25 protein-coding genes are annotated in these 20,690 nt (G+C 64.5%); 11 read left to right on the top strand and 14 right to left on the bottom strand.

The genetic code is table 11. The features are described 5' to 3' along the window. Positions 1-2: 2 nt before the first annotated feature. Entirely contained in the window at positions 3-533 is a 531-nt protein-coding gene (locus TBU01S_RS08050) for a CNP1-like family protein (protein ID WP_068636125.1), read from the top strand. Further along, a complete protein-coding gene (gene coq7, locus TBU01S_RS08055; protein ID WP_068636126.1) occupies positions 533-1,153 on the top strand; it encodes a 2-polyprenyl-3-methyl-6-methoxy-1,4-benzoquinone monooxygenase in 621 nt (206 codons plus the stop codon). Before TBU01S_RS08050 ends, coq7 begins: the two co-directional genes overlap by 1 nt. Before the next feature lie 138 nt (positions 1,154-1,291). Here coq7 and TBU01S_RS08060 read toward each other — a convergent pair whose 3' ends face one another. After that, the gene (locus TBU01S_RS08060; protein WP_068636127.1) at positions 1,292-1,711 is read right to left on the bottom strand and encodes an OsmC family protein; all 420 of its coding nucleotides are present in this window, start codon (positions 1,709-1,711) and stop codon (positions 1,292-1,294) included. A gap of 592 nt (positions 1,712-2,303) precedes the next feature. Between TBU01S_RS08060 and rplM the strand changes: the two genes are divergently transcribed. The 4 genes from rplM to erpA all read left to right on the top strand — a co-directional run bounded on the left by rplM (position 2,304) and on the right by erpA (position 4,812). Next, entirely contained in the window at positions 2,304-2,732 is a 429-nt protein-coding gene (gene rplM / locus TBU01S_RS08065) for a 50S ribosomal protein L13 (RefSeq protein WP_068636128.1), read from the top strand. Between the two features lie 13 nt (positions 2,733-2,745). Further along, on the top strand, positions 2,746-3,138 hold the full coding sequence (gene rpsI, locus TBU01S_RS08070; RefSeq protein ID WP_068636129.1) for a 30S ribosomal protein S9: 393 nt from the start codon (positions 2,746-2,748) through the stop codon (positions 3,136-3,138). Positions 3,139-3,331: 193 nt separating this feature from the next. Continuing rightward, a complete protein-coding gene (gene argC, locus TBU01S_RS08075) occupies positions 3,332-4,369 on the top strand; it encodes an N-acetyl-gamma-glutamyl-phosphate reductase (RefSeq protein ID WP_068636130.1) in 1,038 nt (345 codons plus the stop codon). 92 nt (positions 4,370-4,461) lie between these two features. Further along, entirely contained in the window at positions 4,462-4,812 is a 351-nt protein-coding gene (gene erpA / locus TBU01S_RS08080; RefSeq protein WP_068636131.1) for an iron-sulfur cluster insertion protein ErpA, read from the top strand. A gap of 130 nt (positions 4,813-4,942) precedes the next feature. Here the strand turns inward: erpA and TBU01S_RS08085 are convergent, their stop codons facing one another. Then, complete coding sequence (locus TBU01S_RS08085; RefSeq protein WP_369404199.1) at positions 4,943-6,235, bottom strand: peptidoglycan DD-metalloendopeptidase family protein; 1,293 nt, start codon at positions 6,233-6,235, stop codon at positions 4,943-4,945. 123 nt (positions 6,236-6,358) lie between these two features. Between TBU01S_RS08085 and tyrS the strand changes: the two genes are divergently transcribed. Both tyrS and murI read left to right on the top strand, forming a co-directional pair. Continuing rightward, on the top strand, positions 6,359-7,558 hold the full coding sequence (tyrS, locus tag TBU01S_RS08090; RefSeq protein ID WP_068636133.1) for a tyrosine--tRNA ligase: 1,200 nt from the start codon (positions 6,359-6,361) through the stop codon (positions 7,556-7,558). 31 nt (positions 7,559-7,589) lie between these two features. Further along, entirely contained in the window at positions 7,590-8,402 is an 813-nt protein-coding gene (gene murI, locus TBU01S_RS08095) for a glutamate racemase (RefSeq protein WP_068636134.1), read from the top strand. Between the two features lie 66 nt (positions 8,403-8,468). Here murI and TBU01S_RS08100 read toward each other — a convergent pair whose 3' ends face one another. From TBU01S_RS08100 to TBU01S_RS08120, 5 genes are all read right to left on the bottom strand, one after another. Further along, positions 8,469-9,323 carry a sulfurtransferase gene (locus tag TBU01S_RS08100; protein ID WP_068636135.1) on the bottom strand — a complete coding sequence of 285 codons (855 nt, stop codon included), beginning with the start codon at positions 9,321-9,323 and terminating at the stop codon, positions 8,469-8,471. Next, the gene (locus tag TBU01S_RS08105) at positions 9,320-9,682 is read right to left on the bottom strand and encodes a SpoIIAA family protein (RefSeq protein WP_068636136.1); all 363 of its coding nucleotides are present in this window, start codon (positions 9,680-9,682) and stop codon (positions 9,320-9,322) included. Before TBU01S_RS08105 ends, TBU01S_RS08100 begins: the two co-directional genes overlap by 4 nt. 91 nt (positions 9,683-9,773) lie before the next feature. Further along, positions 9,774-10,616: a DMT family transporter gene (locus TBU01S_RS08110; RefSeq protein WP_068636137.1), complete on the bottom strand. Its 843-nt coding sequence runs from the start codon at positions 10,614-10,616 to the stop codon at positions 9,774-9,776. 87 nt (positions 10,617-10,703) lie between these two features. Next, positions 10,704-12,041, bottom strand: a complete 1,338-nt coding sequence (locus TBU01S_RS08115) for an ATP-binding protein (RefSeq protein WP_068636138.1) — start codon at positions 12,039-12,041, stop codon at positions 10,704-10,706. Continuing rightward, positions 12,038-12,793 carry a response regulator gene (locus tag TBU01S_RS08120; protein WP_068636139.1) on the bottom strand — a complete coding sequence of 252 codons (756 nt, stop codon included), beginning with the start codon at positions 12,791-12,793 and terminating at the stop codon, positions 12,038-12,040. Before TBU01S_RS08120 ends, TBU01S_RS08115 begins: the two co-directional genes overlap by 4 nt. 204 nt (positions 12,794-12,997) lie before the next feature. On the opposite strand from TBU01S_RS08120, the gene TBU01S_RS08125 reads away from it, so the two are divergent. Further along, positions 12,998-13,540, top strand: coding sequence for a Spy/CpxP family protein refolding chaperone (locus tag TBU01S_RS08125; protein WP_068636140.1), 543 nt, complete (start codon positions 12,998-13,000; stop codon positions 13,538-13,540). A 73-nt stretch (positions 13,541-13,613) separates the two neighbouring features. Here the strand turns inward: TBU01S_RS08125 and aceA are convergent, their stop codons facing one another. The 4 genes from aceA to clpS all read right to left on the bottom strand — a co-directional run bounded on the left by aceA (position 13,614) and on the right by clpS (position 18,505). Beyond that, positions 13,614-14,927: an isocitrate lyase gene (gene aceA / locus TBU01S_RS08130; protein WP_068636141.1), complete on the bottom strand. Its 1,314-nt coding sequence runs from the start codon at positions 14,925-14,927 to the stop codon at positions 13,614-13,616. A 327-nt stretch (positions 14,928-15,254) separates the two neighbouring features. Beyond that, the gene (rraA, locus tag TBU01S_RS08135; protein ID WP_068636142.1) at positions 15,255-15,734 is read right to left on the bottom strand and encodes a ribonuclease E activity regulator RraA; all 480 of its coding nucleotides are present in this window, start codon (positions 15,732-15,734) and stop codon (positions 15,255-15,257) included. Positions 15,735-15,916: 182 nt separating this feature from the next. Beyond that, on the bottom strand, positions 15,917-18,196 hold the full coding sequence (gene clpA, locus TBU01S_RS08140) for an ATP-dependent Clp protease ATP-binding subunit ClpA (protein WP_068636143.1): 2,280 nt from the start codon (positions 18,194-18,196) through the stop codon (positions 15,917-15,919). Next, on the bottom strand, positions 18,197-18,505 hold the full coding sequence (gene clpS, locus TBU01S_RS08145) for an ATP-dependent Clp protease adapter ClpS (protein WP_068636212.1): 309 nt from the start codon (positions 18,503-18,505) through the stop codon (positions 18,197-18,199). It lies immediately after the preceding gene. A gap of 50 nt (positions 18,506-18,555) precedes the next feature. Between clpS and TBU01S_RS23810 the strand changes: the two genes are divergently transcribed. Both TBU01S_RS23810 and TBU01S_RS08150 read left to right on the top strand, forming a co-directional pair. Continuing rightward, positions 18,556-18,783, top strand: coding sequence for a hypothetical protein (locus tag TBU01S_RS23810; protein WP_157659112.1), 228 nt, complete (start codon positions 18,556-18,558; stop codon positions 18,781-18,783). Between the two features lie 163 nt (positions 18,784-18,946). Then, the gene (locus tag TBU01S_RS08150; protein WP_002924494.1) at positions 18,947-19,150 is read left to right on the top strand and encodes a cold-shock protein; all 204 of its coding nucleotides are present in this window, start codon (positions 18,947-18,949) and stop codon (positions 19,148-19,150) included. A gap of 207 nt (positions 19,151-19,357) precedes the next feature. On the opposite strand, the gene rpmG is transcribed toward TBU01S_RS08150, so the two are convergent. From rpmG to radC, 3 genes are all read right to left on the bottom strand, one after another. Beyond that, positions 19,358-19,525: a 50S ribosomal protein L33 gene (rpmG, locus tag TBU01S_RS08155; RefSeq protein WP_068636144.1), complete on the bottom strand. Its 168-nt coding sequence runs from the start codon at positions 19,523-19,525 to the stop codon at positions 19,358-19,360. A 25-nt stretch (positions 19,526-19,550) separates the two neighbouring features. Beyond that, complete coding sequence (rpmB, locus tag TBU01S_RS08160; RefSeq protein WP_068636145.1) at positions 19,551-19,787, bottom strand: 50S ribosomal protein L28; 237 nt, start codon at positions 19,785-19,787, stop codon at positions 19,551-19,553. Between the two features lie 122 nt (positions 19,788-19,909). Then, entirely contained in the window at positions 19,910-20,587 is a 678-nt protein-coding gene (radC, locus tag TBU01S_RS08165) for a RadC family protein (RefSeq protein ID WP_068636146.1), read from the bottom strand. Positions 20,588-20,690: the final 103 nt, after the last annotated feature.

Here is a 20,690-nt window from a genome sequence, read left to right on the forward strand (position 1 = left end):
GATTGAATTCACGTGTACGTAGTGCCGTCGGCGCAGGGCTTGCCGCGCTGACCCTGGTTTCCGGCAGCGCCCTGGGCGGTTTGCTGTTCGACGAGGATCCCGACTGGCAGGAGGCCGAGGTGACGATGCCGCCGCCAGTGGACGATTCCCGCCTGCGGGCCTTCTTCGTCAGCAGTGCGTCGCCGAACAGCTTTTTCGTCGATGAAGGCAGCGTCAGCGTCGGTGAAGACCGCGTGGTCCGCTACACCCTGGTGGTGCGCACGCCCGGCGGTGCGGAGAACATCACATATGAAGGGTTGCGCTGCGCGACCGGCGAACGCAGGATCTACGCCAGCGGGCGCCGGAGTGGCGAATGGACGCCGATGAAGAAGAGCGACTGGCAGCCGATCAGCGACAATGCCTACAACCGCCCGCGGGCGGCGCTGGCATACGAGCATTTCTGCGACGGACCGGCTGCGCCGCGCGATCTCGAACATGCGCTGCGCCTGTTGCGCAATCCGCTCGACCCGTCCAGAACCTACGGAGTCCGATAATGATCGACACCGCCATCATCGAATTCGACAAGGCTTTGCGCACGGTCTTCGCGCCGGCGCGCAGCATTCGCGCAGTCCCGGGCGAAGGCCTGCCAGAGGCGGAGCTGGGCGAGGCGGAGCGCCGCCATGCCGCGGCGCTGATGCGGATCAACCATGTGGGCGAGATCTGCGCCCAGGCGCTGTACCAGGGGCAGGCGCTGATGTCGAGGGATCCGTCGCTGCGCGATGCGCTGAGGCAGGCGTCCCAGGAGGAAACCGAGCATCTCGCGTGGACCGAGCGCCGCATTGCCGAGCTCGGCGGTCGCAAGAGCCTGCTCAATCCGCTGTGGTACGGCGGGGCGCTGGGCCTCGGCCTGCTGGCGGGCCGTTTCGGTGACCGATGGAATCTGGGCTTCCTGGCCGAAACCGAACGCCAGGTCGAGAATCATCTGAAGGGGCATCTCGATACCTTGCCGGCAAACGACAAGAAATCGCGCGCGGTCGTCGAGCAGATGAAGATCGATGAGGCCGAGCATGCCGAAATGGCGATCCGGCTGGGTGGGCATGAACTGCCCGCGCCGGTGAAGGGGGCGATGAAGCTCGCCTCCAAGGTGATGACGACGCTGACCTACCGCATCTGAAGAAAACACCGTACCTGTAGGAGCGGCTTCTGCCGCGATCAGGGCTGCAAGGCTGCATTCGCGGTTGAAGCCGCTCCTACGGAAAAGCCGGGCTGTCGGCAGGACTATCCAAATCCAAAGAATGCTTGATTGATACGCTCAGTCGACTTCGACGATCTCGCACTCGTGTGTGATCTCGGCGGTCTTGCCGAGCATGATCGAGGCCGAGCAGTATTTTTCCGCGGACAGGTGGATGGCGCGTTCGACCGCCTCGCGCTTCAACTGGCGTCCGGTGATGGTGTAGATGAAGCGGATGCGGGTGAACACCTTGGGGTCGGCGTCTGCCCGCTCGGCTTCCAGGCGGACGCTGCAGCCGCGTATGTCGTGGCGGCCGCGCTTGAGGATCAGCACCACGTCGAAGGCCGTGCAGCCTCCCGCGCCGGCCAGCATCAGTTCCATCGGCCGCGGTGCCAGATTGCGGCCGCCTGCCTCCGGTGCGCCGTCCATCGTGACGAGGTGGCCGGAGCCGGTTTCGGCGATGAAGCTCATGCCGTCGGACCATCTGATCGTGCATTCCATGTGTTTCTTTCCTGTTCGAGAGCGGTGAGCCGCCGGGGAGGGCCGTGCGCTGCTGGCGCGGATTCTACCGGAGAGCAACCGGGTGAGGGCTTTCAGGGCGTGCGAGCCCGTCAGCGCGGCCGTCGTGCGGAACAATACGGAGCCGTATTCTTGCGGTGCACAAATCATGCTTCGGAAGATGGGGCGAGTACGTCGTCATCGAGAGCATTTGCCGTCTTCGAATTTTGAAAAATTGATTAAAATCAATGGAGTGATGTTTGATAAACCCGTCTTATCAAAAAATCAAAACATTTATAGTGCAATGCACAAAATTCTGCTTGCGGGAGCAGGGTGGAGTCTGGATAATGCACCTCAGTCGGATCGCTGACGCGGCAACAACGACGCGCCGATCCAAATGGTGTCTCCTCCACCCTCCTCCTTTGGTGTGGATTTAACGCAGTCCTCGCGGACTGCGTTTTTTTTCGCCTGCACTGCTCGAATGCCATCGGTGCTTCGTTTAGTGATTGACACGGGAGTAGTGCTCCCATTAAGCTTGCGAGCTTTCCGTTTGACGGCCTGAATGTGTCCGGCCTGACAAAAATCGAGGTTTTACATGAAGACGTTTTCTGCCAAGCCGCACGAGGTCAAGCGCGACTGGTTCGTTGTCGACGGCACGGACAAGGTGCTTGGCCGTCTTGCCGCCGAAGTCGCCCGCCGTCTGCGTGGCAAGCACAAGGCCATTTACACCCCGCACGTTGATACGGGCGACTTCATCGTCGTCGTCAACGTCGAAAAGCTGCGCGTGACCGGCAACAAGGCGCAGGACAAGAAGTACTACCGTCACTCGGGCTACCCGGGCGGTATCTACGAAACCAACTTCACCAAGCTCCAGCAGCGCTTCCCCGAGCGCGTGCTCGAGAAGGCGGTGAAGGGCATGCTGCCGAAGGGCCCGCTGGGCTACGCCATGCTGAAGAAGCTGAAGTGCTACGCGGGTCCGTCGCATCCGCATACCGCTCAGCAGCCGCAAATTCTCGAGATCTGACAGGAGCCGATAAATGGCTGTGACTTACAACTACGGAACCGGCCGCCGCAAGACCGCGGTTGCCCGTGTGTTCATCAAGCCGGGCACCGGCAGCATCGTCGTCAACGGCAAGCCGGTCGACGAGTTCTTCTCGCGTGAAACCGGCCGCATGATCGTGCGCCAGCCGCTGGTGCTGACCGGCAACGAAGGCAAGTTCGACATCATGGTGAATGTCACCGGTGGTGGCGAGTCCGGCCAGGCGGGTGCCGTGCGTCACGGCATCACCCGTGCGCTGGTCGACTACAACGCCGAGCTGAAGGGCGAACTGCGTGCCGCCGGCTTCGTGACCCGCGATGCCCGTGAAGTCGAGCGCAAGAAGGTCGGTCTGCGCAAGGCGCGCCGTGCCAAGCAGTTCTCGAAGCGCTGATCGCTTCTGGCTGCATGCGGAAAGCCGTCCCGAGGGGCGGCTTTTTGCTTTTTGCATTCCCCTGCCGCAGTCGAGGATATCCAGGGTGTTCGTGTGCCGGATACGGAGCTTCGGCTTCATCGCTTCTTCATTGTCCTTGGCCGCCGGGGTGAGATAATCGATGCCACGTCCTGACTCGCAAAAAGGAATCGAGATGATCAAGGTAGGTGTTGTCGGCGGTACCGGTTACACGGGCGTGGAGTTGCTGCGCCTGCTTTCGCGTCATCCGCAGGTGGAATTGACTGCGATCACGTCGCGCGGCGAAGCCGGCATGCCGGTCGCCGAGATGTTTCCGAGCCTGCGCCGCCGCGTCGATCTGAAGTTCGTCGCGCCGCAGGATGCCGCGCTCGAGAAGTGCGACGCGGTGTTCTTCGCCACGCCCAACGGCATTGCGATGAAGCAGGCGGCGGAACTCGTCGCCGCCGGTGTCCGCGTGATCGACCTGGCCGCCGATTTCCGCATTCGTGACGTGGCCGAGTGGCAGAAGTGGTACGGCATGGAGCATGCCGCGCCCGAACTGGTCGCCGAGGCAGTGTATGGCCTGCCCGAAGTGAACCGGGAGCAGATCCGCAAGGCGCGCGTGCTGGCAAACCCGGGCTGCTACCCGACCGCCGTCCAGCTCGGCTTCCTGCCCCTGGTCGAAGCCGGTCTGGTCGACACCGACCATCTGATCGCGGATGCCAAGTCCGGGGTGTCCGGTGCGGGGCGCAAGGCGGAAGTCCATACGCTGTTGCCCGAGGCAGCCGACAGCTTCAAGGCCTACGGCGTGCCGGGGCACCGCCACCTGCCGGAAATCCGCCAGGGTCTGTCGCTTGCGGCGGGGCGGGCGGTGGGCCTGACTTTCGTGCCTCACCTGACGCCGATGATCCGCGGCATCCATGCCACCCTGTATGGCCGGATCAAGCAGGGCGTCGAACTGCCCGACTTGCAGGCCTTGTTCGAGAAACGCTATGCGGGCGAGGCTTTCGTCGACGTGATGCCTGCCGGCAGCCACCCCGAGACGCGCTCCGTGCGCGCGTCGAATCTGTGCCGCATCGCCGTCCATCGTCCGCAGGGCGGAGACACCATCGTCGTGCTGTCGGTCATCGACAACCTCGTCAAGGGGGCTGCCGGGCAGGCGGTGCAGAACCTCAACATCATGTTCGGTTTCGATGAAGAGACCGGGCTGGACATCGTCCCGGTCAGTCCTTGACGGGAACCTCGGGCACGGAGCACGATCCGAACCTTTCAAGTGCAGAGCGGATGGGCCCATCATTCGCCGCATCCCCCTACAGAGGAGAAATCATGAGCGCAGAAGTCGCAACCCCCGACATCCTGGTCTTCACCGACAGCGCGGCCAACAAGGTGCGCGAACTGATCGAGGAAGAGGGCAATCCCGAACTGAAGCTGCGCGTGTTCGTCAGCGGCGGCGGCTGCTCGGGCTTCCAGTACGGCTTCACCTTCGACGAGGAGGTGAATGAGGACGATACGACCTACGAGAAGAATGGCGTGATGCTGCTGATCGACTCGATGAGCTACCAGTACCTGGTCGGCGCCGAGATCGATTACACCGAAGGTCTCGAGGGTTCGCAGTTCGTGATCCGCAACCCGAATGCCAGCAGCACGTGTGGCTGCGGTTCGTCGTTCTCGGCCTGAGCATTCTCCGGTCGCAGGAAAAGAACGGGGGCGCCTTGGCGCCCCCGTCTTGCTTTGCTGAGATCGGTGTCAGAACAGATGGCTGGCGGCTTGTAGCCGACTCGAACGGTGGGCAGCTGCCCACCGTGCTTCAGTCTGCTCTGGCCAGTTCGTAGTTGAGCAGCGCAAAGCGGTTGCGGAGGTCGGCCGTGTCGCGTTTGAACGCAGCCAGCTCCCTGGGGCTCAGCGAGTCCGCCATCGGCAGTGCGACCGTCATCGGGTTCTGGGCGACGTTGTTGATGCGGACTTCGTAGTGCAGGTGGGGGCCGGTCGCCCAGCCGGTCGAGCCGACGTAGCCGATGATGTCGCCCTGGCTGACTTCCTTGCCCTTGCGCATGCCGGTGGCGAAGCGGCTGAGGTGGGCGTAGGCGGTCGAGATGTTGCCGCGGTGCTTCAGGATGACGATGTTGCCGTAACCGCGCTGGGAGGCGGCAAGCTCGACGACGCCATCGGAGGTGGCCTTGATCGGCGTGCCGGTCGGGGCGGCGAAGTCGGTGCCCTTGTGTTCGCGCCAGTTGCGGTTGATCGGGTGCAGGCGGCGGCCGAAGCCCGAGCTGATGCGCGAGAACTCCAGCGGCGAACGCAGGAAGCCTTGCCGCAGGCTGCGGCCGTCGTCGGTGTAGTACTGTTCCTTGCCGCTCGGGCCGCGGTACATCACCACGGCGTGACGCTTGCCCTGGTTGATGAACTCGGCGGCCAGGATGCGGCCGGCACGGACGGCGTTGCCGTCCTGGTAGACCATTTCGTAGACGACGCTGAAGCGGTCGTCCTTGCGCAGGTCGGTATGAAAGTCGATCTCGGTGCCGAAGATATCGGCGAGCTGGGTCGCGACGCTGTCGGGTACGCCTGCGGCATCGGTTGCGCCGTACAGGGAGCTGCGGATCGTGCCCGAGCGCATCTCGACGAGCGTGCTCTGTGCGGCGGCTTCGGCCGCGCGCAGCTGGAGCGTGCCATCGTCCTTGCGCTCGACCACCAGGCGCTGTTCGCCATTGCCGACCGGCAGGCTGAACGAAGCCAGACGGCCATCGGCATGCACCATCGCCATGACCGACCGGCCGGCACGCAACTGCCGGACGGCCTGCTTGCCTTCGTCAGAGGTGCTCAGGAAAGACAGTGCTTCGCTGTCCTCGATGTTCAGGCGGCGGAACAGCGACGGCAAGGAATCACCGGGCTGGATGCGCTCGCTGTGCACGAAAGGCAGGTCGGTTTCGGTGTCGATCGCCACGCGGGGGGTGGGCAGGGTCTCGATCACCGGGCGCACGACGATGCCGGCGTCGTCGTTGCCGGGTGCGACCGCAGTCGCTGCCACGACGCCCATCATGGAGACGCCGACGATGCCTGCAAGCAGCCAGGGGCGGGGACGGGTGAGGAGTTGTGCCGGCAATTCGGCTAGAATTCTGGTCTTTCTCGCCTGCATGAGCTTACCTGGGCCGGGATGGGCAAAAAATTTCTGGAATTCTAGCAAATCTGCCCTTGCATTCGGGAATGTATTTTTGGAGAAATGAGAATGACTGATGTTCAGGCCGCCATGGAGCTGATCAAGCGCGGCTGCGACACATTGCTGATCGAGGCCGAACTGGCCGAGCGACTGAAGACCGGCCGGCCTCTGCGCGTGAAGGTGGGCTTTGACCCGACGGCGCCCGACCTGCATCTGGGCCACACGGTAGTGATCAACAAGATGCGCCATTTCCAGGAACTGGGGCATCACATCATGTTCCTGATCGGCGATTTCACCGGCATGATCGGCGATCCGAGCGGCAAGAACACCACCCGGCCACCCTTGTCGCGCGAACAGATCATGGAGAACGCGAGAACCTACCAGGATCAGGTGTTCAAGATTCTCGACCCCGAGAAGACCGAGATCTGCTTCAATTCCACCTGGATGGAAGGGCTGGGCAGCGCCGGCATGATCCGCCTGGCGGCGCAGCAGACCGTTGCCCGCATGCTCGAGCGCGACGATTTCGCCAAGCGCTACGGCAGCAACCAGCCGATCGCGATCCACGAGTTCCTCTACCCGCTGTGCCAGGGTTACGATTCGGTGGCGATGAAGGTGGACATCGAACTGGGTGGCACCGATCAGCGCTTCAATCTGCTGATGGGGCGCGAACTGCAGAAGCACTACGGCCAGCAACCGCAGTGCGTGCTGATGATGCCGCTGCTCGAAGGCCTGGACGGCGTCAACAAGATGTCGAAGTCGCTCGGCAACTACATCGGCATTTCGGAGGCGCCGAAGGAGATCTTCGGCAAGACGATGTCGGTGTCCGATACCCTGATGTGGCGCTACTACGATCTGCTGTCCTTCCGCTCCACGGCCGAGATCGAGGGCCTGAAGCGCGAAGTCGAGGGCGGCCGCAACCCGCGTGACGTCAAGGTGATGCTGGCGCAGGAACTGGTGGCGCGCTTCCATGGCGCGCAGGCCGCCGAGGAAGCGCAGGCCGACTTCGAGGCGCGTTTCCAGCGCAACGCGATCCCGGACGACATCCCGGAGGTGACGGTGCCCGCCGGCGCCGAAGGCATCGTGCTGTTCCAGGTGCTGAAGCAGGCCGGGCTGACCGGAAGCACGTCCGAGGCGATGCGCATGATCGATCAGGGGGCGGTCCGCATCAACGGCGAGCGCGCCGAAGACAAGGGCCTGCTGCTGCAGGCAGGCGAGAAGGTGGTGCTGCAGGTCGGCAAGCGCAAGTTCGCTTCGGTGGTGCTGGCTTGAACCGCGCCCTGCGCATGAAGGGCGGCGAGGCATGAAAGCTGCCGATGCTGCACGCCCGATCGGCGTGTTCGATTCCGGCGTCGGCGGCCTCACCGTCGTGCGGGCGCTGATGGAGCGCTTGCCGCTGGAGAACATCGTCTATTTCGGCGATACCGCGCGCGTGCCCTACGGCGTCAAGTCGGTGGCGACGATCGAGCAGTTCACCGCGCAGATCACCGATTACCTGCTGCGCTGCGACGTGAAGATGCTGATCATCGCCTGCAACACGATGGCGGCCGTCGCTGCCGACCTCGTCCACCGCCTGGCGCGCGGCGTTCCGGTGCTCGACGTGATCGAGGCGGGCGCGCGCGCCGCGGTGTCGCCCGCAGGCGGGCGGCGCATCGGCGTGATCGGCACGCCGACTACGATCAACAGCAATGCCTATGCCCGGCGCATGCACGAGCTCGATCCGTCGGTGCGGGTGTATTCCCAGGCCTGTCCCCTGTTCGTGCCACTGGTCGAGGAAGGCTGGCTCGATCACCCGGTGACGCGCCTGACGGCGCAGGAGTACCTGCGCCCGGTGCTGGCCGAGGAAGTCGACAGCCTGGTGCTGGGCTGCACCCACTATCCGCTGCTCAAGCCCTTGCTGCGCGACGTTGCGGGGCCGGACGTGAGGCTGATCGATTCGGCGGTGACGACGGCGGAATTCGCCGCACGGCGCCTGCAGCAGGCGGGGCTGGCGCGCGGCGCCGGCGCTGCGGCGCGCTACCGCTTCGTCGTCAGCGACGTGCCGCTGCGCTTCCAGACGATCGGCGAGCGTTTCCTCGGCCGTTCGCTGGGGCAGGTGGAAAAAATCGATTGGTGAGCGCCTGACGCGCGGTCTGCAGCGCGGGAGCGTTCAGGCCGGGCCCCGTTCAGGCTGGGTTGAGCCTTAGGCGGGGCCGGTCGCAACCGGCCGCCGGGGGTCGGCACACCATTCGCTCCACGAGCCGGCGTAGAGCAGCGAGCCGGACAGGCCGGCCGACTCCATCGCCAGCACGTTGACGCAGGCTGTCACGCCGGAGCCGCAGTGGTGTACGACTTGTTGCGGAGGATGATTCCCCAGCAGCGCGCCGAACTCCTCGCGCAGCACGGATGCCTGCTTGAAGCGGCCGTCGGGCTGCAGGTTGTCGCGGAAGAAGCGGTTGATGGCGCCGGGGATGTGGCCGCCCACCGGGTCAAGCATTTCGTTCTCGCCACGGAAGCGGTCCGGGCTGCGGGCGTCGATCAGCAGTATCTGCGGCTGGCCCAGATGACCGAGGACGAAATCCGCATCGACCCGATTCGCCCGCGGGGCCAGGGCATAGGTGGCGGGCTGCGCTTCGGGCTGGGCCGAGTCGAGCGGCAGACCGGCGCTGGACCAGGCTTGCAGGCCACCGTCCAGCACGGCGACGCGGTTATGCCCGAGCCAGCGCAGCAGCCACCATAGCCGTGCGGCGAACATGCCGCAGGCGTCGTCGTAGGCGACCACCTGGGTATGATGGCTGACGCCGCATGCTTCCAGGCGGGCGGCGAGCTTCGCAGGGTCGGGCAGGGGGTGGCGGCCGTTGACGCCCGTCCGGGGCGCCGAGAGGTCGGTTTCCAGATCCAGGAAGAAGGCGCCCGGAATGTGCTGCCCCAGATAGGCGTGCAGGCCGAAATCCGTATTGCACAGATCGAAGCGGCAGTCGAACACGACCCAGTCGGGCGAATGGAGCCGTTGTGCGAGCTCTACCGGGCCGATCAGCGTCGCGTAGGAAGCGTTCACTCGGCAGCCTCGGCCGTCATGTCCAGCCAGCTACGGGCTTCGGTTTCGTCGTCGAATACCTGGACTTCGGCATCGACGAACAGCTGTGACACCCAGGCGCTCCAGGTCAGCCACTGGTCGTCGGTCAGCACGGCGATACGGCGGAAATCATGGGCATGCTGGCGCGAGAACTTGATTTCCTCCCACGCCACGTCGAGCGTGAAGCCCACCATTTCGCGCAGGTCGAAAAACAGGTCGATCGATCCGGCGAACTGGATCTTGTAATTGACCAGTTCCTCGAACTCCTTGTAGTCGGCCAGCGCGAATTCACCGAAAACGGTGATAGCGACCAGGTTGTCGCGGTGCTCGATGCTGATCATTGCGGCCTCCGTCGTCTTGGACTGGTTGCCTACTACTATAGCCTTCGCATCGATCCGGCTCAATCAGTGGGGGGGCGCCTCAGCCGCCGTTTCAGCTGCTGCGGCGCGGGCGCAGCGAGATCATGATCGCGCTGGCGACGATGCAGGCGATGCCGATCCAGCTCATCCAAGGCATGATCTCGTCCCACAACAGGGCGCCGAACAGGCTGGCGAAGACGACGGTGGCGTAGCTGAGGTTGGCCGACAGCATGGTGTGGCCGTAGCTGTAGGAACGGGTCATGGCGAGCTGGGCAAGGCCGCCGAAGACGCCGATGCCGAGCAGGATGACGAGCTCCTGCAGATCGGGCAGGTGCGGGCCGGCATACAGTGCGCCGGCAAGACCGAACAGCATCGTGACCAGCGAGAACCAGAACACCGTGCGCACTTCCGGCTCGCCGGCCTTCCCCAGTTCGCGCACGCTGATGTAGGCGATGCTGGCGATCGCGCCGGAACCGAGGCCGACGGCCGCCCCCAGCCACTGCTCGGCGGCCAGCGTCGGGCGCAGCAGCAGCACGACGCCGGCAAAGCCGATCGCCAGCGAAAGCATGCCGGTCCAGCGCAGCTTCTCGCGGAAGACCAGCGCCAGCAGCAGGGCGACGAAGATCGGCGAGGTGTAGTTGAGCGTCACCGCAGTCGCGAGCGGGAGGCTGCCGATGGCGAAGAAGTAGCAGCTCAGCGCAGTCGACCCGGACACGCTGCGCGACACGTGCATGCGCCAGTGGGGGGTGCGCAGCCGGATGCCCTTGAGCCTGGCGATCACGACCATCATCGCAACGCTGACGATGCCGCGGTAGAACACGACTTCGCCGGTCGAGAACGTGCTCGAGCCGAGCTTGACGCAGACGCCCATGCAGGCGAACAGCAGGCAGGAAACGAGCATCCAGAAAGCAGGCATGAAATGTTGCGGTGCAGCGACAGAGCCCGGCATTGAACCACATCGGCACGCCGCGTGCGCGGAATCCGGATCAGGCCTGTGCGGAAATCACTGCTGCGCTGCAGCTTCGCCTGAGCGCGGCAGCAGGACCGTGGCTTCCAGTCCGCCTGCGGCGGCATTGCGCAGCTGTACTTCGCCACGCTGACGGCGCAGCAGGTTGCGGGTGATGGCAAGGCCCAGGCCGGTGCCGCCGGTTTCCCGGTTGCGCGAGGTTTCGAGCCGGTAGAAGGGCTCGAAGACTTTTTCCAGCTGATCTTCCGGCAGGCCGGGGCCACGGTCGCGGATGCGGATCTCGAAGGCGCCCGGCCTGGCGGCGACGGCGATGTCGACTTCGCCGCCGAACTTGACGCCGTTCTCGATCAGGTTCCACAGCGCGCGCCGCAAGGCCGTCGGCTGGGCGACCAGCGGTGCATCGGCACGGCCGTCGAGCCGGACTTTCCAGCCCATGTCGGTGGCGTCGTCGCGCAGGGCTTCGAGCAGCCGGTCGAGGTCGATCGGCTGCGCAGGCGTGGCGTCGTCCAGGCTGCGGGCATAGGCGAGCCCTTCCTTGACCAGTGCCTGCATGCTGTCGAGATCGGCCTGGATGCGGCTGCGAAGCTCATCGTCGTCGACCAGCTCCGCGCGCAGCCGCAGCCGCGTGATCGGCGTCTGCAGATCGTGCGAGATGGCGGCCAGGATGCGGGTGCGCTCGCTGACATAGTCGCGGATGCGCTGCTGCATCTGGTTGAAGGCTTGAGCGGCCTGGCTGACTTCGGTCGGACCCTGGGTGTCGAGCGGCGCGCGCTCCGGATCCTCGCCGAGCGCACGGGCGGCTTCGGTCATGCGCGACAGCGGGCGGGTCGCCAGCCGGACCGCGAACCAGGTCAGCAGGCCGACGCCGCCGACCAGCGCGGCCAGCGCGGCGATCAACTGATCCGGCTCGGGTGGACGGATCGGGGGTGAAGGCGGGATGCCGGGCAGGCGGACCTGCAGCGGGATGCCGTCGGCGAGCTCGACCACGGCGACCACCACGGCATGCGGCATGCCGGGACGGTTCTGGGCATAGGCCGCGGTGGTCCGCTCCGGCATCGCGGCACGCAGCGCCGTGGGCAGTGGGTGGCCGGCGGGCAGCGGCTGCAGGCGTTCGGACGGCTGGCGCAGTGCCAGCCGCAGCCGGCGGCGGCCGAGTTCGTCGATCCAGCGCGCGCGCTCGGCGGGGCCGAGGCGATCGAGCACGTCCGCGGCGGCGGCGATCTCCTGGGCCACGCTCTCGAACAGCGCGCTGCGCCCGATGCGCTCGCGTTCGCTGACGAAGAGCGCGACGCTGACCGCGATGACGACCAGGACGCCGACCAGCAGGATCAGCATCAGGCGGGCGAACAGGCTGCGGGGCCAGGGCAGTTTCATGAGGCGTCCGGAGCGACGACGCTGACCTCGGTGGCCAGCACGTAGCCTTCGTTGCGCACCGTCTTGATGATCGCCGGTTCGCGCGCGTTGTCGCCGAGGCGCTGGCGCAGGCGGCTGACCTGCAGGTCGATCGAGCGGTCGAAGACGTCCGCTTCGCGCCCCTGGGTCAGTTCCATCAACTGGTCGCGCGACAGGACTTTCTGCGGGTGCGACAGGAAGATCGACAGCATGCGGTATTCCGCGCCCGACAGGGCGACGACGGTGCCGGCCGTGTCGATCAGGTGGCGGTTGACGGTGTCCAGCCGCCATTGGGCGAAGCGCAGCTCGCGCGCATTGGCCGGCGGCGCGGCGTCGAGGTTGGGCGGCAGCGCGCGCGTGCGGCGCAGCACGGCGCGGATGCGCGCGTACAGTTCGCGCGGCACGAAGGGCTTGGTCAGATAGTCGTCCGCACCCATTTCCAAGCCGAGGATGCGGTCCATGTCGTCGCCGCGGGCGGTGAGCATCAGGATCGGGATGTTCGACGGCGGGCCGCCGGCCGCGCGCAGGTTGCGGCACAGGGTCAGGCCGTCCTCGCCCGGCATCATCACGTCGAGCACGATCAGGTCGATGCGGTGCTGCTCCAGTGCGGCTTTCATCTCGCGCCCGTCGGCTGCGGTGGTGCAGCGCAGGCCCTGCTTTTCGAGGTAGTCGGCGAGCAGGTTGCGGATGTCGCGGTCGTCATCGACGATCAGGATGTGGTCTTGCTGGCTCATCGCATCGGTGCCGGTGTTTTCGATGGGGCGAATCTTAAGCCTCCGCCCACCTGCTTTTGTATCCCAGCGTATCAATCCGGGGGTGGGAGACACGAGGCTGCAAACCGGGGGGATACGGACAAACGCGGCTTACATCAAGGTGTTGAAATGACTCCGTCGCCCGAACGGACGGGCACGACGAACCAAACCGAAAGGAGAAGCACCATGAAGACCTGGATGAAGACCTCGATCGCCGCCGCCGTCATCGCCACCGCCGGTCTCGGCACCACGGCCGCGCTTGCCTGGGGCGGACATGGCTACGGCCCGCATGGCGGCAAGGCCAGCTGCGCACAGATGGAGCCGGCACAGGTGAAGCAGCGCATGGCCCAGCGCGTCGAACTGCAGATGGCCCGGCTGGAGCTGGCGCTTGCCTTGAGTGCGGAGCAGAAACCGGCTTTCGAGACCTTCAAGAATACGATGAAGGCACGCGCCGAGCGCATGGCGGAGACCATGGCCGCAGGTCGCGCGGGAGCCAGGCCGGCGACCGCGATCGAGCGCATGCAGCGCATGGAGGAAGCCGGCAAGCTGCGCCTGGCCGATATGGCGGAAACCCGCAAGGCGGTCGAAACCTTCTATGCCACGCTCGGCAGCGCGCAGAAGACGGTGTTCGACGCCGAGTTCCAGAAGGCGGGGCGCCATGATTTCGGCAAGAAGGGTGACAGGGGCCCCGGCAAGGGCGAACGCGGCATGCGTGAGCCGCGCGGCTGATCGGCGCGCTGCCCGAATGGAAAAAGGCCATCCCGCGGGATGGCCTTTCGTCTCGATGGGAGAGCAGTCCGGCTTAGTGGAACTGCTCTTCCTCGGTCGAGCCGGTCAGCGCCTTGACGCTGGACGAACCGCCCTGGATCACGGTGGTCACGTCGTCGAAGTAGCCGGCACCGACTTCCTGCTGGTGCGACACGAAAGTGTAGCCTTGTTCGCGGGCGGCGAACTCGGGTTCCTGCACCATTTCGACGTAGTGCTTCATGCCTTGGCCGCGGGCGTAGGCGTGGGCGAACTTGAAGGTGTTGAACCAGTTGACGTGGATGCCGGCCAGGGTGATGAACTGGTACTTGTAGCCCAGCGCCGACAGTTCGTCCTGGAACTTGGCGATGGTGGCGTCGTCGAGGTTCTTCTTCCAGTTGAAGGACGGCGAGCAGTTGTAGGACAGCAGCTTGCCCGGGCAGGCGGCATGCACGGCCTGCGCGAACTCGCGGGCAAAGCCCAGATCAGGGGTGCCGGTTTCGCACCAGACCAGGTCGGCATACGGCGCGTAGGCGATGCCGCGGCTGATGGCCTGCTCCAGGCCGTTCTTGACGCGGTAGAAGCCTTCCTGGGTGCGTTCGCCGGTGAGGAAGGGCTTGTCGTTGGCGTCGTGGTCCGAGGTGATCAGGTTGGCTGCTTCGGCGTCGGTACGGGCCAGGATGATGGTCGGCACGCCCATGACGTCGGCGGCGAAGCGGGCGGAGATCAGCTTCTCGACCGCTTCCTGGGTCGGCACCAGCACCTTGCCGCCCATGTGGCCGCACTTCTTCACCGCTGCCAGCTGGTCTTCGAAGTGCACGCCGGCGGCACCGGCGGCAATCATGTTCTTCATCAGTTCGAAGGCGTTCAGCACGCCGCCGAAGCCGGCTTCGGCGTCAGCCACGATCGGCAGGAAGTAGTCGATGAACTCCTTGTCGCCGGGGTTGATGCCGCGCGACCACTGGATTTCGTCGGCGCGCTTGAAGGTGTTGTTGATGCGGCGAACCATGGTCGGCACCGAGTCGTAGGCGTACAGCGACTGGTCCGGGTACATGGTCTCGGAGGTATTGCCGTCGGCGGCGACCTGCCAGCCGGACAGATACACGGCCTCGAGGCCGGCCTTGGCCTGCTGCATGGCCTGGCCCGCGGTGATGGCGCCGAAGGCATTCACGTAGCCTTTCTTGGCGCCGCCATTGACACGCTCCCACAGCAGCTTGGCGCCGCGCTGGGCCAGCGTGTATTCGGGCTGCAGGCTGCCGCGCAGGCGGACGACGTCGGCGGCGGAGTAGCCGCGCTTGATGCCTTTCCAACGGGGGTTCTCGGCCCAGTCCTTTTCCAGAGCGGCGATTTGCTGTTCGCGGGTCAGCGTCATGATGCTTCCTTTTCAGTGCAGAAGGGTGTCAACCATCGCGGCCGGTTCGGGCGTCGGTCGCGGTGTATCCGTCGCAAGGGCATTCGAGGGAAAAACGCCTTGTCGATGGGAAAGAAGTATAGGAGGGTTTCCGCTTAGCAGCAATATGTCTTATATAAGACATAAGAAAGAATTTTTATCAATGAAAACATTGATTTGTTTTTCTGATTTCGGAAGGTGAAACGAAAGTGAGCCTTGTGAAATGGATTTCCACACTTCGGTGCTGCACTGCGGTGTCCGTGCTCGTGCGGAGCCCGCGTCCCGCAGCGGTTCCGTGCACGCGATGCGTCAGAGCAGGGCGGTTTCCGACACGACGACGCCGTCCTCGTCGGCATAGACGTGGTGGCCCGGCACGAAGCTCACGCCGCCGAAGCTCACGGGCACATCGACTTCACCGACATTGCGCTTGACCGTCTTGCGCGGATGGGTGCCGAGGGCGAAGACGCCGAGGTCCATGCCGCCGATGGCCTTCGAGTCGCGGATGCAGCCGTAGACGATGATTCCGGCCCAGCCGTTCCTGACGGCCAGTTCGGCGAGCTGGTCGCCCACCAGCGCGCAGCGCATCGAGGCGCCGCCGTCGATGACCAGTACCCGGCCGTTGCCGGCGGATTCGACCGCCTTGCGCACGAAGGAGTTGTCTTCGAAGAGCTTCAGCGTGCTGATCGGGCCGCCGAAGGCGCTGCGTCCGCCGTAGCTGCGGAACATGGGGCTGACGACGGCGAGCTTGTCGTCGTGGGCGTCGCACAGATCGGCTGTCTGGATGTTCATGTCTGCTCCTTGTCGATGGGGTGGCTTGTCGCCGGCAGCGCGCATGATAGTCCAGCGTCCTGTGCCGTGGCATGCAGGAGGCGGGGGATATGTGCCCAGGTCGCGCCGATGCTGAGATACGGACAGCGCAAGAAAACGGCGCCTCCCGCAAAGGGGAGGCGCCGTCCGGCGGTGAGAGGATGTCAGGCGGTCGCGGCGGTTTCCGCTTCCTCGAAGACCAGCGTGACCTTCTCGTCCTCGTCGAGCTCGATGCTGACCTTGCCGCCATTGGCCAGGCGGCCGAACAGCAGTTCGTCGGCCAGCGCGGAGCGGATCGTGTCCTGGATCAGGCGTGCCATCGGACGGGCGCCCATCAACGGATCGAAACCCTTTTCGGTCAGCCAGGCCTTCAGTTCGTCGCTGAAGTGCGCCTCGACCTTCTTCTCGTGCAACTGGGCTTCGAGCTGCATCAGGAACTTGTCGACCACGCGCAGGATGACTTCGTTGTCGAGCGCCTTGAACGAGATCATCGCATCCAGCCGGTTGCGGAACTCGGGCGTGAACAGGCGCTTGATGTCGGCCATCTCGTCACCGGCCTCGCGCTTGGCCGAGAAGCCGATCACCGCCTTCTGCATCGATTCGGCGCCCGCATTGGTCGTCATGATGATGATGACGTTGCGGAAATCCGCCTGCCGGCCGTTGTTGTCGGTCAGCGTGCCGTGGTCCATGACCTGCAGCAGGATGTTGTAGATGTCCGGATGGGCTTTCTCGATCTCGTCGAGCAGCAGCACGCAATGCGGCTTCTTGGTGATCTGCTCGGTCAGTAGGCCGCCCTGGTCGAAGCCGACGTAGCCTGGCGGCGCGCCGATCAGGCGACTGACCGCATGGCGCTCCATGTATTCGGACATGTCGAAGCGCACCAGTTCGATGCCCAGCGTGTAGGCGAGCTGGCGTGCGACTTCGGTCTTGCCGACGCCGGTGGGACCGGAGAACAGGAAGGAGCCGATCGGCTTCTGCGGGTTGCCGAGGCCCGAGCGCGACATCTTGATCGCCTTCGCCAGTGCTTCGATCGCGGCGTTCTGGCCGAACACCACGTTCTTCAGGTCGCGATCGAGCGTCTTCAGTGCAGCCTTGTCGTCGTTGGACACCGTGCGCGGCGGGATGCGGGCGATCTTGGCGACGATCTCCTCGATCTCGTTCTTGCCGATGGTCTTCTTCTGCCTCGACTTGGGCAGGATGCGCTGCGCGGCGCCGGCCTCGTCGATGACGTCGATCGCCTTGTCCGGCAGATGGCGGTCATTGATGTACTTGGCCGACAGTTCGGCGGCGCTCGACAGCGCCGAATTGCTGTACTTGATGCCGTGATGCTCCTCGAAGCGGCTCTTGAGCCCCTTCAGGATCTCGACCGTTTCGGCCACCGAGGGCTCGACGACGTCGATCTTCTGGAAGCGCCGCGACAGGGCGTGATCCTTCTCGAAGATCTGGCGGAATTCGTTGTAGGTGGTCGCGCCGATACACTTCAGCTGGCCCGAGGACAGCGCCGGCTTCAGCAGGTTGGAAGCATCCAGCGTGCCGCCCGATGCCGCGCCCGCACCGATCAGGGTATGGATCTCGTCGATGAACAGGATGGCGTTCGGATTCTCGGTGAGCTGCTTCAGCACGGCCTTCAGGCGCTGCTCGAAATCGCCGCGGTACTTGGTGCCGGCGAGCAGGGCACCCATGTCGAGGGCGAACACCTGGGCATTCTCGAGGATTTCCGGCACGCGGCCTTCGATGATTCGGCGTGCCAGGCCTTCGGCGATCGCCGTCTTGCCGACGCCGGCCTCGCCGACCAGCAGCGGGTTGTTCTTGCGCCGCCGGCACAGGGTCTGGATGACGCGCTCGACTTCCTTCTCGCGTCCGATCAGCGGGTCGATCTTGCCCACCAGTGCCTGCTGGTTCAGGTTCTGGGTGTAGCTTTCGAGCGCGCCGCCGGCCGACTTCTCGTCCTGTTCCTGGTCGGCATTCTGATCCGATTCGCTGCGGTTCTGCGCGCCGCTGCCCTGCGGCGGGCTCTTGGCGATGCCGTGCGAGATGAAGTTGACGACGTCCAGGCGCGAGATGTTCTGGCGCTGCAGGTAATAGACGGCGTGCGAGTCCTTCTCGCCGAAGATCGCCACCAGCACGTTCGCGCCGGTGACTTCCTTCTTGCCCGACGACTGCACGTGCAGGATGGCGCGCTGGATGACACGCTGGAAGCCGAGTGTCGGCTGGGTGTCGATCTCGTCGCTGCCTTCGATGCGCGGCGTGTGCTCATTGACGAAATTGCCCAGTTCCTGGCGCAGCTCGTCGATGTTGGCCGAACACGCGCGCAGCACTTCGGCCGCCGACGGGTTGTCCAGCAGGGCGAGCAGCAGGTGCTCGACGGTGATGAATTCGTGACGCTTCTGACGTGCCTCCACGAAGGCCATGTGCAGGCTCACTTCAAGCTCTTGCGCGATCATTCAATTTTCCTCCATCACGCATGCCAGCGGATGTTGATGCTGACGAGCAAACGAGGCGACCTGCTCGACCTTGGTCGATGCGATGTCCCGGGGAAAGACGCCGCACACCCCCATGCCCTCTCTGTGAACTTGGAGCATGACTCGCGTGGCACGTTCGCGATCCATGCCGAAATATTTCTGCAGAACGACGATGACGAAATCCATCGGCGTGTAGTCGTCGTTGAGCAGAAGCACCTTGTACATCGGTGGTGGACGGGTGCGCGTCCGCTTCGCCTCGAGGACGAATTCATCTTGTTTCCGGGTACCCATGAAAACCATTCTAATGAAGTCATTGCGGAGTGCAACACAGGAGAAACACGATGAGCGAACTTTCTGACGCCTTTCGTGGCTGGTGCGAATCCGGCCGTGCCCTTGCCGGTGCCGTCGCGCAGGGATGGAGTGCCGATCGTGCGCTGCGAAAAAACCTGGAGCCCTTGCCGCTCAAGACAACTGGGTTGTTTTCCGCGAATTTCAAGGGGTTCGGCTGTTGCGCCGCCGCAAAAAAATGCCGTGGTCAGACCGTTGACGCTCTTCGGGCAACTGCGTAAAAACGAGGCCGTGCGCAGTCTTGGCTTGATACGACGCTTTCCCGGAGCGTTCCCGGAATCCGGTTTCGGGGTGCTTTCCGTCGATGCTTCTTCAAGTTGCTGGCGGCGCCGATATACCGGCCGGAGATGGCCGCATCAAGCAACCTTGAAGGAACGAAGCAATATGGCAACTGGTACCGTGAAGTGGTTCAACGATTCCAAGGGTTTCGGTTTCATCACGCCCGATGATGGCAGCGAGGATCTGTTCGCGCACTTCTCCGCCATCAACATGAGCGGTTTCAAGAGTCTGAAGGAAGGCGAGAAGGTTTCCTTCGAGGTTACGCAGGGACCCAAGGGCAAGCAGGCATCCAACATCCAGCGCGCCTGAGTCCAGCGTACCTGAAGCCGGAGACACCGGAGCCGTATCCGGCGGACATCATGTCTGCTTCATCGTACGTTCGATTTGAAGCAGCGCCGGATGCAAAAGGCAGAAGGGCCATCGATCACTCGATGGCCCTTCTGCCTTGGTTCGCTTGCTCTGCTAGCCTGTGCCCTTGGTGCTTCCGGGGCGCTTGCCGTGCCGGCTTCGGCGAGCTTACTTCAGCTTGATTTCCTTGTACGGCACGTGCTTGCGAGCAACGGGATCGTACTTGTTGAATTCGAGCTTTTCCGGGGTGGTGCGCTTGTTCTTCGACGTGGTGTAGAAGTGCCCCGTACCGGCGGTGGATTCGAGCTTGATCTTTTCGCGGATGCCCTTGGCCATGGCGTTCTCCGTTTAGTGTTGTTGCTTACAGCTTCTCGCCGCGGGCGCGAAGCTCGGCAACGACGACGTCGATGCCCTTCTTGTCGATGGTGCGCAGGCCGGCATTGGAAACGCGCAGGCGGATCCAGCGGTTTTCGCCCTCGCTCCAGAACCGGCGGTTTTGCAGGTTGGGCAGGAAGCGGCGCTTGGTTTTGTTGTTGGCGTGGGAAACGTTATTTCCCACCATCGGTGCTTTACCGGTCACTTGGCAGACGCGAGCCATACGATGCTCCAGGGGATTCTGATTGCGGAAAACGCACGAGGATACTGCATCCTGGGTCAGGAAGGCAAGTGCCGGGTGCGGGAAATTGCTCGTGGGGCCGGCATTGGAACCGATTTCCCGCCTCAAAGCAAGCCGCGTTCGGCAAACGAGACCGGCTTGCCGTGCGCGGGGACGACGAAGTGGTCGAGAACGCGGACGTCGATGAGGGCAAGCGCATCCTTGAGCGTGCGGGTCAGCACTTCGTCGGCCGTGCTCGGTTCGGCGGCGCCGGACGGATGGTTGTGGGCGAGGATCACCGAAGCGGCGTTGCGCGACAGCACGAGCTTGACGACTTCGCGCGGGTAGACGCTGGTCTGCGTCAAGGTGCCGCGGAACAGGTCCACCGCCTCGATCAGGCGATGGCGGGCGTCGAGCAGCATGATGCAGAAGGTTTCGTGCGGCAGATGGCCGAGCCGCAGGCCCAGCCAGTCGCGCACGGCCTGGGGCGAATCGAACAGCGCACGCTCGGACAGCGTTTCGCCCAGCGCGCGCCGCGCCAGTTCCATGACGGCCTGCAGTTGGGCATACTTCGCCAGCCCCATGCCGGGCAGGGCGGCGAAGTCGCTCGCGCTGGCCGAGCACAGCCGGGTCAGGGAGCCGAAATGGCTGATCAACTGCCGTGCGAGATCGACCGCGGTATGGCCCCGGATGCCGACGCGCAGGAACAGGGCGAGGAGCTCGGCGTCGGACAGGGCGCCCGCACCGCGGGCGAGGAGTTTTTCGCGGGGGCGTTCGTCTGCGGGCCAGTCGGTGATTGCCATGGGCGCGGGTTCCTTCAGGCTGGCGGGGAAGGCTGATTGCCGAAGATGCAGGCTCTCCGGCAGGCTGCTTCCGCCCGGGATTGTCGTCGAATGCAGCGCGGTG

The organism is Thauera butanivorans NBRC 103042 (genome assembly GCF_001591165.1).
Lineage (GTDB): Bacteria > Pseudomonadota > Gammaproteobacteria > Burkholderiales > Rhodocyclaceae > Thauera > Thauera butanivorans.

What these genes read in the sequence shown, in the direction of transcription:
- erpA (WP_068636131.1), top strand. Translation starts at nt 4,462, where the DNA reads ATGAGCGCAGAAGTCGCAACCCCCGACATCCTGGTCTTCACCGACAGC.
- argC (WP_068636130.1), top strand. Translation starts at nt 3,332, where the DNA reads ATGATCAAGGTAGGTGTTGTCGGCGGTACCGGTTACACGGGCGTGGAG.
- aceA (WP_068636141.1), bottom strand. Translation starts at nt 14,927, where the DNA reads ATGACGCTGACCCGCGAACAGCAAATCGCCGCTCTGGAAAAGGACTGG.
- TBU01S_RS08125 (WP_068636140.1), top strand. Translation starts at nt 12,998, where the DNA reads ATGAAGACCTGGATGAAGACCTCGATCGCCGCCGCCGTCATCGCCACC.
- TBU01S_RS23810 (WP_157659112.1), top strand. Translation starts at nt 18,556, where the DNA reads ATGAGCGAACTTTCTGACGCCTTTCGTGGCTGGTGCGAATCCGGCCGT.
- tyrS (WP_068636133.1), top strand. Translation starts at nt 6,359, where the DNA reads ATGACTGATGTTCAGGCCGCCATGGAGCTGATCAAGCGCGGCTGCGAC.
- rplM (WP_068636128.1), top strand. Translation starts at nt 2,304, where the DNA reads ATGAAGACGTTTTCTGCCAAGCCGCACGAGGTCAAGCGCGACTGGTTC.
- radC (WP_068636146.1), bottom strand. Translation starts at nt 20,587, where the DNA reads ATGGCAATCACCGACTGGCCCGCAGACGAACGCCCCCGCGAAAAACTC.
- TBU01S_RS08150 (WP_002924494.1), top strand. Translation starts at nt 18,947, where the DNA reads ATGGCAACTGGTACCGTGAAGTGGTTCAACGATTCCAAGGGTTTCGGT.
- TBU01S_RS08060 (WP_068636127.1), bottom strand. Translation starts at nt 1,711, where the DNA reads ATGGAATGCACGATCAGATGGTCCGACGGCATGAGCTTCATCGCCGAA.
- TBU01S_RS08115 (WP_068636138.1), bottom strand. Translation starts at nt 12,041, where the DNA reads ATGAAACTGCCCTGGCCCCGCAGCCTGTTCGCCCGCCTGATGCTGATC.
- TBU01S_RS08110 (WP_068636137.1), bottom strand. Translation starts at nt 10,616, where the DNA reads ATGCCTGCTTTCTGGATGCTCGTTTCCTGCCTGCTGTTCGCCTGCATG.
- TBU01S_RS08105 (WP_068636136.1), bottom strand. Translation starts at nt 9,682, where the DNA reads ATGATCAGCATCGAGCACCGCGACAACCTGGTCGCTATCACCGTTTTC.
- coq7 (WP_068636126.1), top strand. Translation starts at nt 533, where the DNA reads ATGATCGACACCGCCATCATCGAATTCGACAAGGCTTTGCGCACGGTC.
- TBU01S_RS08120 (WP_068636139.1), bottom strand. Translation starts at nt 12,793, where the DNA reads ATGAGCCAGCAAGACCACATCCTGATCGTCGATGACGACCGCGACATC.
- rpsI (WP_068636129.1), top strand. Translation starts at nt 2,746, where the DNA reads ATGGCTGTGACTTACAACTACGGAACCGGCCGCCGCAAGACCGCGGTT.
- clpA (WP_068636143.1), bottom strand. Translation starts at nt 18,196, where the DNA reads ATGATCGCGCAAGAGCTTGAAGTGAGCCTGCACATGGCCTTCGTGGAG.
- clpS (WP_068636212.1), bottom strand. Translation starts at nt 18,505, where the DNA reads ATGGGTACCCGGAAACAAGATGAATTCGTCCTCGAGGCGAAGCGGACG.
- rraA (WP_068636142.1), bottom strand. Translation starts at nt 15,734, where the DNA reads ATGAACATCCAGACAGCCGATCTGTGCGACGCCCACGACGACAAGCTC.
- rpmB (WP_068636145.1), bottom strand. Translation starts at nt 19,787, where the DNA reads ATGGCTCGCGTCTGCCAAGTGACCGGTAAAGCACCGATGGTGGGAAAT.
- murI (WP_068636134.1), top strand. Translation starts at nt 7,590, where the DNA reads ATGAAAGCTGCCGATGCTGCACGCCCGATCGGCGTGTTCGATTCCGGC.
- rpmG (WP_068636144.1), bottom strand. Translation starts at nt 19,525, where the DNA reads ATGGCCAAGGGCATCCGCGAAAAGATCAAGCTCGAATCCACCGCCGGT.